The sequence below is a fragment of the Ruegeria sp. BA12 genome, assembly GCF_056539625.1.
In genome coordinates, this window is record NZ_JBQFVF010000016.1 from 1 (window position 1) to 16,516 (window position 16,516).

The window sequence follows — 16,516 nt, forward strand, 5'->3', positions numbered from 1 at the left end:
TAACAAATCCCTCAAGATGCCCCCAGTCTCTCCTGAGCGTCTCCGCCGTCTCCAGCGTCCCAACACCGCCTCAGCAGCGCCGGTGAAGGGGTATTTACGGATTAGGTCTGGGACCTGCAACCCCCATTTTGAAAAAACTTCGCTTTTCCCCTCAGAAACTTACCCACCTTAATGAAATCAATAAGTTAACTTAACAATTCGTGGGAAAAACCCGCTTACAGGCCACTGAAATTGGGGGAAGGGTTGATCTATGGGCGGAATCGTACCCAATGCTTGGTATGCGCCCCGGGGCTGGGCCAAAGAAAACGCCGCCCGAGTCTCTTCGGACGGCGCAATCATTACGTTAGTCGCGTGTTTACGACAGATCGAAGCGATCCGCGTTCATCACCTTGTTCCAGGCCGAGACAAAGTCGCAGACGAATTTGCCCCCGGCATCGGCCTGACCGTAGACCTCGGCCAGCGCTCGCAGTTGCGAGTTTGACCCAAAGACCAGATCAACACGTGTTCCGGTCCACTTGACCGCCCCGCTGGTGCGGTCGCGGCCTTCATAGACGCCGTTGCCCGCAGCTTTCCACTCGGTACCCATGTCCAGCAGGTTGGTAAAGAAATCGGTGCTGAGCGTGCCGACGTTGTTAGTGAACACACCATGTGTTGTGTCGCCGAACGTCGCGCCCATTACCCGAAGCCCGCCAACCAACGCCGTCATTTCCGGGGCTGACAGAGCCAGCAGCTGCGCCCGATCGATCAACAGTTCTTCGGGCGATACGCTGTAGTCGGACTTTTGATAGTTCCGGAAGCCGTCTGCAAATGGCTCCATCACCGAGAACGACTCGACATCCGTCTGATCCTGCGTCGCATCTGTGCGGCCCGGGGCGAACGGTACCTGAACCTCATGACCCGCCGCTTTGGCGGCCTGTTCAATACCGGCTGCACCGCCCAGAACGATCACATCGGCCAAAGAGACCCGTTTGTTGCCCGACTGCGCATCGTTAAACGCTTTCTGAACGCCTTCCAACGCATCCAGCGCTTTGGACAGCTTCATCGGTTCGTTCACGTCCCAGTCTTTCTGCGGCGCAAGACGGATGCGGGCGCCATTGGCTCCGCCGCGCTTGTCCGACCCGCGGAATGTCGAGGCCGAAGCCCAGGCGGTCGACACCAGTTCAGAGACCGACAGGCCGGCTGCCAGAATCTTGCTCTTCAGGTCAGCCGCATCCGTGTCGTCGATCAGGTCGTGATCCACGGCCGGTACATTGTCCTGCCACAGCAACTCTTCGGTCGGGGCCTCATCACCGATATAGTTCGAGCGCGGGCCCATATCGCGGTGGGTCAGCTTGAACCAGGCACGGGCAAAGGCGTCCGCGAACTCTTCCGGGTTCTCGTGGAACCGCTTTGAGATCGGGCCATAGATCGGGTCCATGCGCATCGCCATGTCCGCCGTTGTCATCATTGTCTTGACCTTTTTCGACGGATCATGCGCCGCAGGGGCCATATCTTCTTCTTTCACGCCGACCGGTTCCCAGATCCAGGCGCCCGAGGGGCTTTTGGTCAGGTTCCAGTCATAGCCGAACAGCAGGTCGAAATAGCCATTGTCCCATTGGATCGGGTTCGCGGTCCACGCCCCTTCGATCCCGCTGGTGGTGGTGTCGTCACCCTTGCCCGAACCGAACTTGTTTACCCAGCCAAGGCCCATTTCCTCGATCGGCGCAGCCTCGGGTTCCGGACCAACCAGATCGGGATCACCTGCGCCGTGTGCCTTGCCAAAGGTGTGACCACCCGCGACCAATGCGACTGTCTCTTCGTCATTCATTGCCATCCGACCAAACGTGTCGCGGATGTCACGACCAGAGGCCAACGCATCAGGCTGCCCGTCGGGGCCCTCGGGGTTCACATAGATCAGGCCCATCTGCACGGCGGCCAGCGGGTTTTCCAGATCACGCTCGCCTGAATAGCGGCTATGGGGATTGTCTGTCGGAGCGAGCCATTCCGTTTCCGTACCCCAATAGATGTCTTCTTCGGGTGCCCAGATGTCTTCGCGGCCACCGGCAAAGCCAAAGGTGTTGCCACCCATGGATTCGATGGCGCAGTTACCGGCCAAAATAATCAGATCTGCCCAGGAAATCTGATTGCCGTATTTCTGTTTGATTGGCCACAACAGACGGCGCGCCTTGTCCAGGTTGCCGTTGTCCGGCCAGCTGTTCAGCGGCGCAAAGCGTTGGTTGCCGGTCGACGCGCCACCACGGCCATCTGCGGTCCGGTACGTTCCGGCGCTGTGCCAAGCCATCCGGATGAACAGTCCACCGTAATGACCGTAATCTGCCGGCCACCAATCCTGAGAATCCGTCATCAGCGCGTACAGGTCTTCCTTCAGCGCCTTCATGTCCAGCTTCTTGAACTCTTCCGCGTAATTAAAATCGCCCCCAAGCGGGTTCGACGCGGGCGCATGCTGGTGTAGGATCGACAGGTTCAGTTGGTTGGGCCACCAATCCCGGTTTGACCGGGTTCCGGCGCCATGCATCACCGGGCATCCGCCCGTTTTGGGGTTATCACTTCCATCCATATCGATCTCCATTCCTGGCTAATTTCCGGCAGGTTCGCACGGTTCAAACTTGGTCGATCAAGAACTCATGCAGATGACACCTTTACCCGCCCTTAACGCGCGCCCAGGGGCACGCGTTTTTCGCTCGGGGGGATCGGCGACTCTTTGGTCTTGTCACCACCAGAAGTAGCAAATCAAAATCATGCATAAAAGTTTTGTTTAATGATGAATGTGATAGGAAATGATTATGATATTTTCATAATCCACTGCGTTACGACCCGTTCACCGGCAGCACCACAAAATAACCTTGGGTCACATCCCAATAGCGCCAATTGTTTTTTTCGACCGCTGCGCCACAGTCAGACCCACGGAAGGTTACAGGCATAGCCATGCCCGATCCGGCACTGAGGGAGTCAAGATGGAATTCGACTACGTCATCGTTGGCGGCGGGTCCGCGGGTTCGGTACTGGCCAATCGCCTCAGCGCCGACCCAAACACCCGCGTTTGCCTGCTTGAGGCCGGCGGTCGTGGCGACAGTATTCTGGTCCGTATGCCCTCGGCCGTGGTCGCTGCCCTGCCCGGGCGGCCAAAGATCAACAACTGGGCGTTCGAGACCGTGCCGCAGCCGGGCCTGAACGGACGCCGGGGGTATCAGCCGCGCGGCAAGGCACTGGGTGGGTCCAGTGCCATCAATGCGATGCTTTACATACGGGGGCAGCGTCAGGACTATGACGGCTGGTCCGATCTGGGCTGCACCGGCTGGGATTGGGAGAGCGTGCTACCCTATTTCAAACGATCCGAGAACAATGAGGACGGAGCCGATGATCTGCATGGTGACAGCGGTCCGGTTCAGGTTTCACACCAAAAAGAGCCGCGCCCTATCACTCATGATTTCATCCGCGCAGCCGAACAATTGCAGCACCGCCGCACGCATGACTTTAACCGTGGCAACAATGAAGGGGTCGGCCTGTACCAAGTGACCCAATTTCACGACCCGGCCCGAAATGGAGAGCGTTGTTCAGCAGCTGCGGCCTATGTCTTTCCGGTGATGGACCGCCCGAACCTGAAAGTCATCACTCATGCAGTGGCAAAAGAACTGACATTCGACGGCAAGCGCGCGAGCGGCGTGATCTACAAGAAAAAAGGCAAAGGGCCCGACATCGCGGTTACGGCCAGACGAGAAGTGCTGATTTGTGCCGGTGCACTCAAATCTCCACAATTGCTGCAACTGTCAGGAATTGGGGATGGCGCGGACCTTGCCCGACACGGCATCACCGTGCGCCATAACCTGCCCGGCGTTGGCCAGAACCTGCAGGATCACCTAGATTTTATTCTGTCCTACAAAACAAAAGACACTGACAATTTCGGGATCGGGGCGACCGCATCGGTGAACCTGCTGCGGCACCTGCTGCGTTGGCGTAAGACCGGCGTTTCAATGGCGGCCACGCCGTTTGCCGAAGGGGCGGCTTTTCTGAAAACATCGCCTGATCTGGATCGGCCTGATATTCAGCTGCATTTCACTATTGCCTTGGTCGACGATCACGCCCGCAAACTGCATTACGGTCACGGATTTACTTGCCACGTCTGCAAATTGCGCCCCGAAAGCCGGGGCACGGTGGGGCTGCACAGCGCCGACCCATTCGCCGCCCCTGCCATTGATCCAGCGTTCCTGTCTGACGACCGTGATCTGGAAACGCTGATCAAGGGCGCGCGGATGACGCGTGACATCATTCAGGCCCCGGCGCTGGAGAAGTATCGGCACAAGGAAATGTTCGGAACCGAAACCGCGCAAACCGATGCCGATTGGGAAAACCACATCCGCGATCGCGCCGACACGATCTATCACCCGGTCGGGACCTGCAAAATGGGTTTGGATGACATGGCCGTGGTCGACCCGGAATTGCGCGTACGTGGTATCGATGCGCTGCGCGTGATCGACGCTTCGGTTATGCCGACGCTGGTGTCCGGCAACACCAATGCTCCCACCATCATGATTGCCGAAAAGGCCGCTGAACTGATCAAGGCTGCTGGCTGAGCGTCAGGTGTCTTTCATCAGGGCCTCAAGCCCGGTGCGGTAATCAGGATAAAGCAGACGTACGCCCAGTTCGTCCTTGATCCGATCATTCCTGACCCGCTTGTTTTCGTTATAGAAACTGCGGGCCATTGGGGTCAGATCAGCCTCGTCGAACGGCACCTCTGGCGGTAAGGGCAGGCCCTGCAACTCAGCGGCATAGGCGATCACGTCCTGCGGTGGCACCGGCTCATCATCGCAGACGTTATATATGGCACCAGGGTTGGGCGCGGCCATCGAGGCGGCCAGAACCTGTGCGATATCCGCGACGTGAATGCGCGAAAACACCTGACCGGGCTTGATAATACGCCGCATCCCCGCCCGCTTGAGCTTGGAAAACGGACCGCGACCGGGACCATAGATGCCCGCCAGCCGGAAAATATGTGTGGGCAGATCAGGGATGCTCATCCACTGCTGTTCAGCCTTCACCCGCCATCTGCCACGCTCAGCCGTGGGCGCAGGCGGGGTAGTTTCATCCACCCATGCGCCTTGATGATCGCCATAGACTGCGGTCGTCGACAGGTATCCCACCCATTCAAACTGCGCAGCCCGCGCAGAAATCTCATCTTGCAGGGCAGCCAGCACCGGGTCTCCGTCCGCTTTCGGCGCCGTCGAAATCAGCAAATGCGTCACCCCGTCCAGATTCGGCACCTGCCCTGGCCAGACCAGCGGGTCTGCTCCGGATGCGCGAATAGCGGGGGATTGGGCCGGGTCGCGTGTGGTGCCGCAGATACGCCAACCTTGTGGTTCAAGTAGCTGGGACAAGGCTTGCGCCGAATATCCGTGGCCGAACGAAAAAAGAGTTCCTGTCATGGCGCCTTAGATGATCCGCAATCCCGGCGGATGCAAGCAATTGCGCCGGAATACTTGATTCGAATCCCTCAATGCGCCTTTCTTTTGAGTATGAGTGACAAAACACCCAATCTGCACGCTGCCTATGCCCTGGACTCACCGGAAGAACACAAACGGCTCTATGCCGAGTGGGCCGGGGACTATGACGATTCCTTTGCAGCACTTGAAGACTATCAACTGCACATCCATACGGCCCGTGCCTTTGTGAGCGCGGGTGGGCAAGGCCCGGTTCTGGATGTGGGCGCAGGCACAGGACTGTGCGGTGCGGTTCTGGCCGGTCTGGGCGTCGGGCCAATTGACGCCACGGATATCAGCGCCGAAATGCTGGATCAGGCCATGCGCAAGGATATCTACCGCGATGCGATTGAGGCAGACCTGAACCAGGGTATCCCGGTCCCGCGCGACAGCTATGCGGGCATCGTATCCTCGGGCACTTTCACCCATGGCCATCTGGGCCCTGAGGCCCTGCCCGCCCTGCTGCGCATCGCCCGCCCCGGCGCACAGTTCGCCCTGTCGATCAACGCAAAACACTATGAAAAAATGGGCTTTGCCGAAACCTTGCATAAAATGGCGCAGGGCCAGATTCGAAACCTGACCCTGCCCGAGGTGCGCATCTATGGGGACCTCGCCGCAGGCCCCAACAAGGATGATACCGCTCTGATCGCCTTGTTCGAGCGGAGCTGACCTTTCAGGAATACATCTGCTTTTTGAAAGCGCGCGTCCGCGTCGTCGCCTCGGCCGAGCCGTCGTGATAGGTGCCAAACCACTTGTCGAACGGAATCTCAGAGGTGCCGTAGTTGCACTCGAAATACCGATGATGCAGCTGGTGGAAGAAGTCCCCTGCGCGGGCGGCATCGGTTTCCCGGGCACGCAGCTTTTCAAATCCGGAATGCGACAGGACCGGGCTGACCTGTTGGAAATAGGCATGGAACAGCAGGTGCAGCGGATGCGAGGGCACGATCAAGTGGATGAAGTAGGTGGTGAAGTACAGGATGTTTTCGAACCAATGGTTTGAAATGCCTGACCACGGCCCCGTATTTACGTTGCGGTGATGCACGGCATGCACGTGTTTATACAGCTTGGGGTGATGTTCCAGCCGATGCACCCAGTAAAAATGCAATCCCGACCACATCGGTATGAATGCCAGCCAAACCACGCACCAGACCGGTGCGCTGGCCCAAGTTACGGTGGGCACATAGCCGTTCGCCATCGCCCAGTAGATGATCCACTGATACACTGTCGCGACTGTCATCGCGCTGCCCAGCGTCCACCAGATATTGTCCCAAACCTGATTGCGAAAGGTGAACGTGCCGTTGCTGCGGGTCAGGTCGCGGCGGTCGAACTTTTTGTACATGCCCTGCCCTTTGCGCATGTACAGCCACCAGTGCAGACCACCCGCGATTAGAATCTGAGGCACCATGTTCAGCAGCCAAATGCGGAACATCCAGCCGGGTGCAAAGCTTGTCATCGTCTCTAACGCTGGGAAAAAGAGTACATAGGCTGTCACCGCCACCACCAAGCACAGAGTCAGCGACGTGATCTGCAACCAGGCACCGCTATACCATTTCAGCACGGCAGCGGGGCGCGGGGGCCAGTTGAACAACGGGTTCAATCCCACTGGCCCCTCGGGGTGGTAATTCCAGCGGGCGGCTTCGGGGTCCTGAGTGGAATAAGTCATAGCATTACCCTTTATGAGGCGTAGTCTGAGCCATCGGCATCCAGCAGAGCCTTGATTTCACGCAGATGCGCATCGGCCTGGTCGGGATACTCGTCCAGTTCCTGTGCCGTCTTTTCGGCAATCTCATCCGACAACACGCGCAACGGCTGGCCGGTTTGCAGCGCACGGATATACGTTTCGGCCGCGCGTTCGAAATAGTACAACCGGTTGAACGCATCCGCGGGATCGCTTCCGATCACCAACACGCCATGGTTGCCCATGATCATGACCTTCTTCTGCGGATCCGACAGCATTGACGCGCAGCGCTCACCTTCGCTTTCAAAGGCCAGACCACCAAATTCGTTATCCACCACATAGCGATTGTAGAAGGTGGCCGTATTCTGATCGATCGGCGGCAGGCGACTGTCGGCCAGCGAGGCCAGAACGGTGGCAAAGATCGAATGCACATGCATCACACAGCGCGCATGCGGGCAATGGCGGTGGATCGAGCCATGCAATCCCCACGCGGTTGGGTCAGGCGCACCGGGCTGAGACATGACGTTCGGGTCATTGGCATCCAGCAGCAACAGATTCGAGGCCTTGATACGGGCAAAATGCATCTGATTGGCATTCATCAGAAACTGCGTGCCATCATCATTCACTGCCAGACTGAAATGATTGGCGACGCCTTCATGCATGTTCAGACGTTCTGTCCAACGAAAGGTGGCGGCAAGATCTACGCGGTCCTCCCAGTGGTCGATATTGGGGCGCAGGTTTGTGATGGCCATTGCGGGCTCCGATAGGGTAGTTAGGGCTGCGGAAAAGCCTGCCTGCGCTTTAAAAAATTGACCAACGAAAAAAACAGTCCTAATTCATAAGTTGAGCTAATGGCAGGATTATGCGAATGCAGAAACAGCTTCCTCCGCTGGGGTGGTTACGCACGTTTGAAGCCGCTGCGCGCCACTTGTCCTTCACCGGCGCTGCCCGCGACCTGAACATGACCCAAAGCGCGGTCAGCCAGCAGATCAAATCGTTGGAGGGATATCTGGGCCAGCCCCTGTTCCTGCGCCGCCCGCGCGCGCTGGAACTGACCGAGGCCGGCATCACCTATCTGCCGGTGGTGCGCGAGGCGTTTCGAACGCTGGTCCGCGGCACGCAAGCCGTCACAGGCGCGCAGCAAAACGCCGTTCAGGTGCAAAGCAACATCACGTTTGCCGTCAATTGGCTGGCCCCGCGCCTGCCGCAATTCCGCGAGGCACACCCAGAAGTCCAACTGAACATTTTTACCGAATTATGGGAGCCGCGGGAGATGGCCGAAGGGGCCGCCGTGGAAATCCGATTTTCTCTGCGCCCATCCGATATGGTGCGAACGGAATTGTTGCGGACCGATTATTATTACCCAGTCTGTGCGCCGGGCTATGAAGTGATGCTGGACACGCTGCAACTAAAGCCGTTGTTCGATTGTTCGAATCTGCTGTCAAACTGGGCAAATTGGGCCGAAGAACAGGCTCTAATTTGGGGAAATCCGCCTATCACTTACTCGACAACCTATTTGGTCAGCCTGTCCGTCGCGATGGCAGGCGGGGGGCTATGCCTGACCCACGACACTATTGCACGCGGCTTAATCGAACAGGGGCGGCTTGTGGCCCCCTTTGCCCATCGCGCTCCAATGCCCGAAGCCTATTATCTGTTATTGTCACCCCAAGCCGAAGAAACCCCGGGGGCGCTGGCTTTTGCAGATTGGTTGCGCCGCGAGATGGAGGCAGACGCGCAGTCTTGATAAGGGGTACTCCCGCCCATCGTCACTGCCGCTGTGCGGCACTTCCTCTGGTTGGGTCCGGCAGCGCTGACGCGCTGCGTGACGGTTTCATGACAGCTGTACGGTGGGGGTTGAACCTTTCTCTGCATTCAGGAAAGTTGAGCCATGGAATACACACCTTTCCCAAGCTGGCCCGATGTCGCCCCTAAATTGATTGCCGTTGCCGCGGGACGGGAGGCCGCGGATTTGGTCATTCGCGGCGGCACTTGGGTGAATGTACATAGCCGCGAAACCCTACCCGATCACGACATTGCCATTGCCGCCGGGCGCATCGCGTATGTTGGGTCCGACGCGTCCCATTGCATTGGCCCCGACACGCAGATCATCGAAGCACATGGTCGCTATATGCTGCCGGGACTGTGCGACGCCCATATGCATATCGAATCGGGGATGTTGACCCCGGCTGAGTTTGCCCGTGCGGTGATTCCGCATGGCACCACCTCGATGTTCACCGACCCGCATGAGATTGCGAATGTGCTGGGGCTAGACGGCGTGCGCATGATGCATGATGAGGCGCTGATGCAGCCGGTGAACATCTTCACGCAGATGCCGTCATGTGCGCCGTCGGCACCGGGGCTTGAGACCACAGGTTATGAAATTACTGCTGAGGATGTGGCAGAGGCCATGAACTGGCCGGGCATCATCGGGCTGGGCGAGATGATGAATTTCCCCGGCGTTATTCACGGCGATCCGAAGATGCTTGCTGAAATCGCTGCGACCCAGCGAGCCGGGAAAACAGTCGGTGGGCATTACGCTTCGCCTGATTTAGGGCCTGATTTTGCAGCATATGTGGCCGGCGGACCAGCGGATGATCACGAAGGCACTTGCGAGGCCGATGCCATTGCCCGCGTGCGGCAGGGCATGCGGTCGATGATGCGGCTGGGCTCGGCTTGGTTTGATGTGGAAAGCCAGATCACAGCGGTCACCAATAAAGGATTGGACCCGCGCAATTTCATCCTGTGTACCGATGATTGTCATTCCGGCACCCTGGTCAATGACGGACACATGAATCGGGTTGTGCGCCATGCAATTGCTTGTGGTTGCGATCCGCTGGTGGCCTTGCAGATGGCAACGATCAACACGGCCACCCATTTCGGGTTGGAGCGTGAGATCGGTTCGATCACTCCGGGACGGCGAGCGGATATTATTCTCAGCTCGGACCTGACCGAGCTGCCCATCGAGATGGTCATTGCCCGCGGTCAGATTGCCGCCGAAAAGGGCGCAATTTCAGTAGATTGCCCGCATCTGAACTGGCCGGGTACTGCGCGCGACACCGTACATTTGGGGCACGCACTGACCGGTGCGGATTTCGAAATCAATGCCCCCGCAGGTGCCAATCGTGTGCAGGCCAATGTGATTGGCGTTGTGGAAAATCAGGCCCCCACAAAGGCACTGAAATGCGAGCTGCCAATCATCGGCGGGTTGGTCGAAGGCGAAGGCGAGGTCTGCCAGATCGCGCTGGTCGAGCGCCACCGCGCCACCGGGGGGGTGACAAACGCCTTTGTCTCGGGCTTTGGATATCAAGGCAAAATGGCGATGGCTTCGACTGTGGCGCATGACAGTCACCACATGATCGTTGTCGGCACCGACCGTGACCAGATGGCACTGGCAGCAAACCGTTTGGCCGAGGTGGGGGGCGGCATCACTATATTCCGCGATGGCGCGGAACTGGCACTGGTGGAACTGCCCATTGCAGGCCTGATGTCGGATAGCCCAGCGACTGAAGTGGCGGCGAAAGCAGAACAGATGGTCGCGGCGATGCAGGCCTGCGGCTGCCAGTTGAACAACGCGTATATGCAGCACTCGCTGCTGGCCTTAGTCGTGATTCCCGAATTGAGGATTTCAGACCTTGGGCTGGTGGATGTGCGGACCTTTGAAAAGATCGACCTTTTGGAACCCCTTGCATGACAATAATCAGAACACCCGACGTTCCTACACCCGAGAAGTTCACCGACCCCGCGGCGGCGGTGGCTCGTCTGGAAGAGATTTACGATCAGGCGACCCAGTTCCTCTGCGACAGCTTTGCAAAGGCAATAGAAGGGGAGGCACCGCCCGAACGATTCAGAGCCTATTACCCGGAAATTCGCATCAAAACTGCGACCTATGCTCAGGTCGACAGCCGGCTTAGTTTTGGTCATGTCTCTGAACCCGGCACCCATGCAACCACGGTGACACGGCCCGATTTGTTCCGGTCCTACCTGACGCAGCAGATCGCACTTTTGATCCGCAACCATGGCCAACCAGTGTCCATCGGTGCCTCAGACACGCCGATCCCGGTGCATTTCGCTGTTGCCAACAATCCTGATCTTGTCGTCCCGCATCAGGGAGCAGCCGGGTTTACGCTGCGCGATGTGTTCGACGTGCCGGATCTGACAACAACCAATGACGACATCGTTAACGGGGTTCATGATCACGAAGGGGATCACGGCCCGCTGGCCTTGTTCACCGCGCAACGGGTGGATTATTCGCTGGCACGGCTGGCGCATTATACGGCGACCGATCCCAGCCATTTCCAGAACCACGTGTTGTTCACCAACTACCAGTTCTATGTGTCTGAATTCGAAAACTACGCCCGATCACAGCTGGCCGATCCGGAAAGCGGCTATACCAGCTTTGTTTCAACCGGAAATGTCGAGATCACCTCGCCAGATGGCACATTGGACCAACCCCTGAAACTGCCGCAAATGCCGACCTATCACCTCAAACGCGAGGATGGGTCCGGGATTACTCTGGTCAATATCGGGGTGGGGCCGTCGAACGCCAAAACAGCCACCGACCATATTGCCGTCCTGCGCCCGCATGCCTGGTTGATGGTGGGCCATTGCGCCGGGTTACGGAACACGCAGGCATTGGGGGATTTCGTGCTGGCCCATGCCTATCTACGCGAAGACAAGGTACTGGACGACGACCTGCCCGTCTGGGTGCCGATCCCGCCCCTGGCCGAGGTTCAGGTCGCGTTGGAACGCGCCGTGGCCGAAGTCACCGAACTGGAAGGCTATGAACTCAAGCGGATTATGCGGACAGGTACCGTCGCCTCGGTCGACAACCGCAACTGGGAACTGCGCGACCAGTCCGGCCCAGTCCAACGCCTCAGCCAATCCCGCGCGATTGCGCTGGATATGGAAAGCGCCACCATCGCCGCCAATGGCTATCGGTTCCGGGTTCCATACGGCACATTGCTGTGTGTGTCCGACAAACCGCTGCATGGTGAATTAAAGCTTCCCGGCATGGCGTCGGCGTTCTATACCACTCAGGTCAGCCGCCATCTGGCGATTGGAATCCGTGCGATGGAACACCTGCGCGGCATGCCGTTAGAGCGTCTGCACAGCCGGAAATTGCGTTCATTTGACGAAACGGCCTTTCTCTGAAGCAAAAAAGCAACGAAATCCCCCTATTTTTAGGGTTTTCGACGCTACTATTCGTTGTGTTCGCCCACAATATCCCGTTACAGTTACGCGGTGAGGCCCTATTTATCGGGCACGTTAAGGAGACCAAGAAATGGCAAAGCCTATGACAAAGACTCAGCTGGTTGCTGCTCTCGCTGAGGAAATGGGAACCGACAAGAAAGCTGCAAACGCCGCGCTGGAGGCCGTGACCGGCCTGATCACCCGCGAAGTGTCGGCTGGTGGTGCGGTAACCCTGCCCGGTGTTGGCAAAATCTACTGCCGCGAGCGCCCCGAGCGTATGGTGCGCAACCCCGCCACCGGCGAGCAGTTCAAGAAAGAGGCCGACAAGGTGGTCAAGATGACCATCGCGAAGGCTCTGAAAGACAGCGTGAACGGCTGATCCCAGTCTTTTTCGGACAAGCGATTGAGGGCCGCCGTTTGGGGGCCCTTTTTCTTTGCCTCAGTGCAAGCTTAGCAGCACTTCCAAATCGCGGCGGTTGAGGCGGGTCATCAAAGCCCTGTCATCAGCAGACAGTTTTGCCCCTTTGCGAATGTATGCCTCGAGATACGCGGCAATTTCACTGGTCGAGCGATAGTACAAATCCGGCGAAGACCGGCTGAGTTCATCCACAAGCCTAAACAGCAGTTTCTTCTGTTTTTCCGAGTCCAGATCTTTGCGTTTTTCTTCCAGCATGAAGTTTCCTATCACCCTTACAGACGAGGTAGGGCTTCATAGCTCTTCAACAACTCTTATGCGTTGTTTCTTTCCGGTATTTTGGGCGCTTTTTTTTGCACCTAGCGACTAGAAGCAATTTCGATTGCGATGAGTTCTTTCGACCCAAAGATCAAAACCCTGTTTAAAACTTAAATTGGCAACCAGCAATCCGCCTCGTCAAAATAAAACCTCGTGAAAACTGGAGGCGCAAGGAAGGGATTTGGCCTCAATAAGACTTCTATCAAAGCTGTTTCATCTGGAAGCTTTTCACTACTTACTAAAGAACTTTCGGCGTCAATAACCCAGTGGTGCAAGTTTTTTGATGTTAAAAACTCGACGAAAGCGTGCTTCTTCAAACAGCCAACTTTCGCGGTTTCATCAATCAAACGAATGTAGGAAGTTTGTCGACCGCTCAGGCTCTCAAGAGCCGCCAATCGATAGGACTGATAAGCAAAAGCAAAGGCAAGCAATGAGAATAGCAGTAAAAGAATTATTCTTTTCATAGTCTTAAGCTATGCATACACATTTGATTTCACAAGCCGACGCAAAGCAATAATCTTACTCTGCAAAGCTGCGAAAACTGCCTGCTTTTCCGATGGAAACAACGGGCGCCTTGGCGCCCGTTTTTTGGTTAATCGCCAAAGTTGATCAGTGAACCGTTTCAACCTTGTGGAAGTCCAGATCGCGGTCTTCGGGCATCGAGTCGATGCTCAGCACCTCTTTGCGCTTGGCGATCAGGATATAGACCACGCAGGCCAGGTACAGGCCGACGACCACCGCTCCGATCCATTGGATCTGCAACCACTGGCTCTGGAACAACAGGGTCAGCACGAACAGCAGCACGACATTGCCTGCGACATAAATCGCCTTGCCGAACCGCTCGACCGTCATGTTCAGGTTGTCGGTGTAGAGCCTAATAAGAGAGTCCAGCGAGTTGATCACAAAGGTCACGCCCACAATCACCATCGCGATGTTGGTGATGCCTGCGGTGCTGATGCCGTTCAGGTGGTAGTAGTAGAGAACGGTGAACCAGATCGCCAACGGGATCGACGGGAAGATCAGCAGTGCCGCCAGCAATTGCCAGGTCTTCAACCCACCCACAAAGCGCGAGGTGAACTGGCCAATCATGATCGACCACGCAAACCACCAGAACAGGTAGAAGGCGTGATAGTCTGTCAGCGGCAGGACGAATTTGTGCAGGTTGGCGAAATAGGCCCCGATATTGCTGCTGGTTTCCGCAAAACCGGTAAAGCCCATGCCAGCTGCAACCCACATGCCAAGGATCAGCGCCAGAAACAGAAAGGTCGAGCCCACCGAAAGGATACGCACGTATTTCAGGTCGGTCGACGAATAGGCCGCCGCCAGAATGACCACAAATACGATGACATAGAAGGTGGTGACCACGGATTCGCCGTCTCCGACCTCGGGCAGGTAGCCGGGCAGGTAGATCAGGAACAGGCTGGCGGTAAAGGCGCAGGTGCCGATGATCACCACGTTGTTGATCAGCTTGACCAGCGGGATCTCAAAGAACTTGACCCGCGGTTCGATCACGCAGAAGTAGAACGCGGTCAGGAAATAGAAGGCCCAGATCAGAAAGCCCCAGAAGCCGAACTCGATCGCCAGCGGATTGGCAAAGGCATAGGCTGGATCTTCGGCATAGCCGCCGAACTCGGTCAGCGGGAACATGATCAGGCCGACATCCAGACCGGATGTGAACAGGATCGCGATGAAGGTGAACAGATGAACAGGCGTCACACCGACGCAGCGCAGATTCCACCATTTCACTACGAAGAAAGCGACCAGGCCCAAAGCCAATAGGACGCCAAAAGACAGAATGTATTCCAGAAGCACTGACAAACCTCCCATAATCAGCCAGATTTTTCGCATTTATCTTTAATTGGCCGGTCAATCAATAAAAGCGTCGCAGTTTTCACGCTTGCCCCAAAGGTGTGGTTTTTTGGCAAGGGGCGCTTGCGGCCTGATGGAAATTCGGAAACAGTCGCCGCGTTCTGACTGGGGGATGCTCAATGGATCTGCGCGCCATCGCCATGGGGCTGGTTTTTGCTTTTATCTGGTCCTCGGCTTTCACCTCAGCCCGGATCATCGTTGCCGATGCGTCGCCTCTGTTCTCGCTGGCACTGCGGTTCTTGATATCGGGATTGATAGGCGTGGCTATCGCACGGGCCATGGGGCAAAGCTGGCACCTGACCCGATCCCAGTGGCGCGCTACAATTCTGTTCGGAATTTGCCAGAATGCCCTTTATTTGGGTCTGAATTTCTATGCGATGCAAACAGTCGAAGCCTCGGTGGCGGCTATAATCGCGTCCACCATGCCGTTACTGGTCGCTTTGGCCGGATGGTTGTTTTTGGGTGAAAAGCTGCGCCCGGTTGCGGTGCTGGGTCTGATCGCCGGATTTGCTGGCGTCGCCCTGATCATGAGCACCCGCATCGGCGGTGGCCACGACCTGTTTGGTGTGGCTTTGTGTTGTATCGGGGCGCTGGCGCTGACTTTTGCCACACTGACCATTCGCGGCGCCACATCGGGCGGCAATTTCATGATGGTAGTCGGATTGCAGATGCTTGTGGGCTCAGCCGTTCTGTTTGTTGCCGCCCCCATATTCGAGACGATCTTTATCCACCCAACCGTGCCTATGGCGCTGGCTTTCACCTATACCACTTTGTTCCCGGGCCTGTTGGCCACGCTAATCTGGGTTCTGCTGCTGGACCGGATCGGAGCCACCCGCGCGGCGACCTTCCATTTCCTCAACCCGGTCTTCGGCGTTACCATCGCCGCTATTCTATTGGGCGAAAAGCTAGGCCCGCTGGATGCTGTCGGGGTTGGGATCACGACACTGGGCATTTTAGCAGTGCAGCTTTCCCGCCAACCTGCTCAGGGCAATAAAGCCTCGACCTGACGCAGCAGCTTTGGTGAGTCCGGTTTCACATTTGCACCATATGTAACGACGACTTCCCCGTTGGGGTCGAGCAATATTTTGTTAAAATTCCAACTAGGCTCAAACCCGGTTTGCGCCTTTACCTCCTTGTAAAATAGATGGGCATCGGCACCCCTGACCGGCGTAATATCCGTCATTGGCAATGTTAGTCCATAATTCAACTCGCAGAATTGCCGGACTTCTTCAGCAGACCCTAACTCCTGATTGAACGAGTCTGACGGCACGGCCAAAACCACAAGTCCGCGGTTAGAATAAACCTCATGCACCTTTTGCAGAGATTCATATTGTCCGGTAAATCCGCAGTGTGACGCAGTGTTGACGACAAGAACCGGTTGTCCCCTCCAATCTGCGATCGAAATGGTGCCACCATCGATTGACGCGAATTCTCCGCTCAGCGGCGCGGCCTGAACGGCGCGACCAAGCATTATCAAAGCCGTTAGTAGAAGCATTCTGATCATTACATGGCCTCCCTTTGCTCTCATTACGTACGGAAACCGATTGCAGATCACCTGCACGACTGCGCGAG

General features: G+C 56.9%; 15 protein-coding genes. 7 read left to right on the plus strand and 8 right to left on the minus strand.

Annotated elements, in window-relative coordinates; all coding sequences use genetic code 11:
• Positions 1-355 precede the first annotated feature (355 nt).
• Complete coding sequence (gene katG, locus ACR0B0_RS20220) at positions 356-2,557, minus strand: catalase/peroxidase HPI (protein ID WP_480649338.1); 2,202 nt, start codon at positions 2,555-2,557, stop codon at positions 356-358.
• 397 nt (positions 2,558-2,954) lie between these two features.
• Here katG and ACR0B0_RS20225 point away from each other — a divergent pair, with 397 nt between their 5' ends.
• Entirely contained in the window at positions 2,955-4,571 is a 1,617-nt protein-coding gene (locus ACR0B0_RS20225; RefSeq protein WP_480649340.1) for a GMC family oxidoreductase, read from the plus strand.
• A gap of 3 nt (positions 4,572-4,574) precedes the next feature.
• On the opposite strand, the gene ACR0B0_RS20230 is transcribed toward ACR0B0_RS20225, so the two are convergent.
• Complete coding sequence (locus tag ACR0B0_RS20230) at positions 4,575-5,420, minus strand: SDR family oxidoreductase (RefSeq protein ID WP_170349453.1); 846 nt, start codon at positions 5,418-5,420, stop codon at positions 4,575-4,577.
• A gap of 90 nt (positions 5,421-5,510) precedes the next feature.
• Here ACR0B0_RS20230 and ACR0B0_RS20235 point away from each other — a divergent pair, with 90 nt between their 5' ends.
• Positions 5,511-6,143, plus strand: a complete 633-nt coding sequence (locus ACR0B0_RS20235; RefSeq protein ID WP_170349455.1) for a class I SAM-dependent DNA methyltransferase — start codon at positions 5,511-5,513, stop codon at positions 6,141-6,143.
• A 4-nt stretch (positions 6,144-6,147) separates the two neighbouring features.
• Here ACR0B0_RS20235 and ACR0B0_RS20240 read toward each other — a convergent pair whose 3' ends face one another.
• Together ACR0B0_RS20240 and ACR0B0_RS20245 are read right to left on the minus strand one after the other, a co-directional pair.
• Positions 6,148-7,137 (minus strand): sterol desaturase family protein, encoded by a 990-nt coding sequence (locus tag ACR0B0_RS20240; protein WP_480649342.1) that lies wholly within the window; start codon positions 7,135-7,137, stop codon positions 6,148-6,150.
• A gap of 11 nt (positions 7,138-7,148) precedes the next feature.
• Complete coding sequence (locus ACR0B0_RS20245; protein WP_170349459.1) at positions 7,149-7,904, minus strand: class II aldolase and adducin N-terminal domain-containing protein; 756 nt, start codon at positions 7,902-7,904, stop codon at positions 7,149-7,151.
• Between the two features lie 116 nt (positions 7,905-8,020).
• Between ACR0B0_RS20245 and ACR0B0_RS20250 the strand changes: the two genes are divergently transcribed.
• The 4 genes from ACR0B0_RS20250 to ACR0B0_RS20265 all read left to right on the plus strand — a co-directional run bounded on the left by ACR0B0_RS20250 (position 8,021) and on the right by ACR0B0_RS20265 (position 12,721).
• Positions 8,021-8,896, plus strand: a complete 876-nt coding sequence (locus tag ACR0B0_RS20250; protein WP_170349460.1) for a LysR family transcriptional regulator — start codon at positions 8,021-8,023, stop codon at positions 8,894-8,896.
• A 144-nt stretch (positions 8,897-9,040) separates the two neighbouring features.
• Complete coding sequence (gene ade, locus ACR0B0_RS20255) at positions 9,041-10,843, plus strand: adenine deaminase (RefSeq protein WP_170349462.1); 1,803 nt, start codon at positions 9,041-9,043, stop codon at positions 10,841-10,843.
• Positions 10,840-12,303 (plus strand): AMP nucleosidase, encoded by a 1,464-nt coding sequence (locus ACR0B0_RS20260; RefSeq protein ID WP_170349465.1) that lies wholly within the window; start codon positions 10,840-10,842, stop codon positions 12,301-12,303. Before ade ends, ACR0B0_RS20260 begins: the two co-directional genes overlap by 4 nt.
• A gap of 130 nt (positions 12,304-12,433) precedes the next feature.
• A complete protein-coding gene (locus ACR0B0_RS20265) occupies positions 12,434-12,721 on the plus strand; it encodes an HU family DNA-binding protein (protein WP_170349467.1) in 288 nt (95 codons plus the stop codon).
• Positions 12,722-12,781: 60 nt separating this feature from the next.
• On the opposite strand, the gene ACR0B0_RS20270 is transcribed toward ACR0B0_RS20265, so the two are convergent.
• The 3 genes from ACR0B0_RS20270 to ACR0B0_RS20280 all read right to left on the minus strand — a co-directional run bounded on the left by ACR0B0_RS20270 (position 12,782) and on the right by ACR0B0_RS20280 (position 14,881).
• On the minus strand, positions 12,782-13,015 hold the full coding sequence (locus tag ACR0B0_RS20270) for a hypothetical protein (protein ID WP_170349469.1): 234 nt from the start codon (positions 13,013-13,015) through the stop codon (positions 12,782-12,784).
• Positions 13,016-13,185: 170 nt separating this feature from the next.
• On the minus strand, positions 13,186-13,539 hold the full coding sequence (locus ACR0B0_RS20275; RefSeq protein WP_480649344.1) for a hypothetical protein: 354 nt from the start codon (positions 13,537-13,539) through the stop codon (positions 13,186-13,188).
• Positions 13,540-13,684: 145 nt separating this feature from the next.
• Entirely contained in the window at positions 13,685-14,881 is a 1,197-nt protein-coding gene (locus ACR0B0_RS20280; RefSeq protein WP_170349838.1) for a BCCT family transporter, read from the minus strand.
• A 182-nt stretch (positions 14,882-15,063) separates the two neighbouring features.
• Between ACR0B0_RS20280 and ACR0B0_RS20285 the strand changes: the two genes are divergently transcribed.
• Positions 15,064-15,951 carry a DMT family transporter gene (locus tag ACR0B0_RS20285; RefSeq protein WP_480649345.1) on the plus strand — a complete coding sequence of 296 codons (888 nt, stop codon included), beginning with the start codon at positions 15,064-15,066 and terminating at the stop codon, positions 15,949-15,951.
• Here the strand turns inward: ACR0B0_RS20285 and ACR0B0_RS20290 are convergent.
• Positions 15,927-16,448, minus strand: a complete 522-nt coding sequence (locus ACR0B0_RS20290) for a glutathione peroxidase (RefSeq protein ID WP_480649347.1) — start codon at positions 16,446-16,448, stop codon at positions 15,927-15,929. The two genes, ACR0B0_RS20285 and ACR0B0_RS20290, sit on opposite strands and share 25 nt — an antisense overlap.
• Positions 16,449-16,516: the final 68 nt, after the last annotated feature.

Bases quoted from the DNA above. Each gene is read 5' to 3' on its own strand.
- katG (WP_480649338.1), bottom strand. From the start codon at position 2,557: ATGGATGGAAGTGATAACCCCAAAACGGGCGGATGCCCGGTGATGCAT.
- ACR0B0_RS20225 (WP_480649340.1), top strand. From the start codon at position 2,955: ATGGAATTCGACTACGTCATCGTTGGCGGCGGGTCCGCGGGTTCGGTA.
- ACR0B0_RS20230 (WP_170349453.1), bottom strand. From the start codon at position 5,420: ATGACAGGAACTCTTTTTTCGTTCGGCCACGGATATTCGGCGCAAGCC.
- ACR0B0_RS20235 (WP_170349455.1), top strand. From the start codon at position 5,511: ATGAGTGACAAAACACCCAATCTGCACGCTGCCTATGCCCTGGACTCA.
- ACR0B0_RS20240 (WP_480649342.1), bottom strand. From the start codon at position 7,137: ATGACTTATTCCACTCAGGACCCCGAAGCCGCCCGCTGGAATTACCAC.
- ACR0B0_RS20245 (WP_170349459.1), bottom strand. From the start codon at position 7,904: ATGGCCATCACAAACCTGCGCCCCAATATCGACCACTGGGAGGACCGC.
- ACR0B0_RS20250 (WP_170349460.1), top strand. From the start codon at position 8,021: ATGCAGAAACAGCTTCCTCCGCTGGGGTGGTTACGCACGTTTGAAGCC.
- ade (WP_170349462.1), top strand. From the start codon at position 9,041: ATGGAATACACACCTTTCCCAAGCTGGCCCGATGTCGCCCCTAAATTG.
- ACR0B0_RS20260 (WP_170349465.1), top strand. From the start codon at position 10,840: ATGACAATAATCAGAACACCCGACGTTCCTACACCCGAGAAGTTCACC.
- ACR0B0_RS20265 (WP_170349467.1), top strand. From the start codon at position 12,434: ATGGCAAAGCCTATGACAAAGACTCAGCTGGTTGCTGCTCTCGCTGAG.
- ACR0B0_RS20270 (WP_170349469.1), bottom strand. From the start codon at position 13,015: ATGCTGGAAGAAAAACGCAAAGATCTGGACTCGGAAAAACAGAAGAAA.
- ACR0B0_RS20275 (WP_480649344.1), bottom strand. From the start codon at position 13,539: ATGAAAAGAATAATTCTTTTACTGCTATTCTCATTGCTTGCCTTTGCT.
- ACR0B0_RS20285 (WP_480649345.1), top strand. From the start codon at position 15,064: ATGGATCTGCGCGCCATCGCCATGGGGCTGGTTTTTGCTTTTATCTGG.
- ACR0B0_RS20290 (WP_480649347.1), bottom strand. From the start codon at position 16,448: ATGATCAGAATGCTTCTACTAACGGCTTTGATAATGCTTGGTCGCGCC.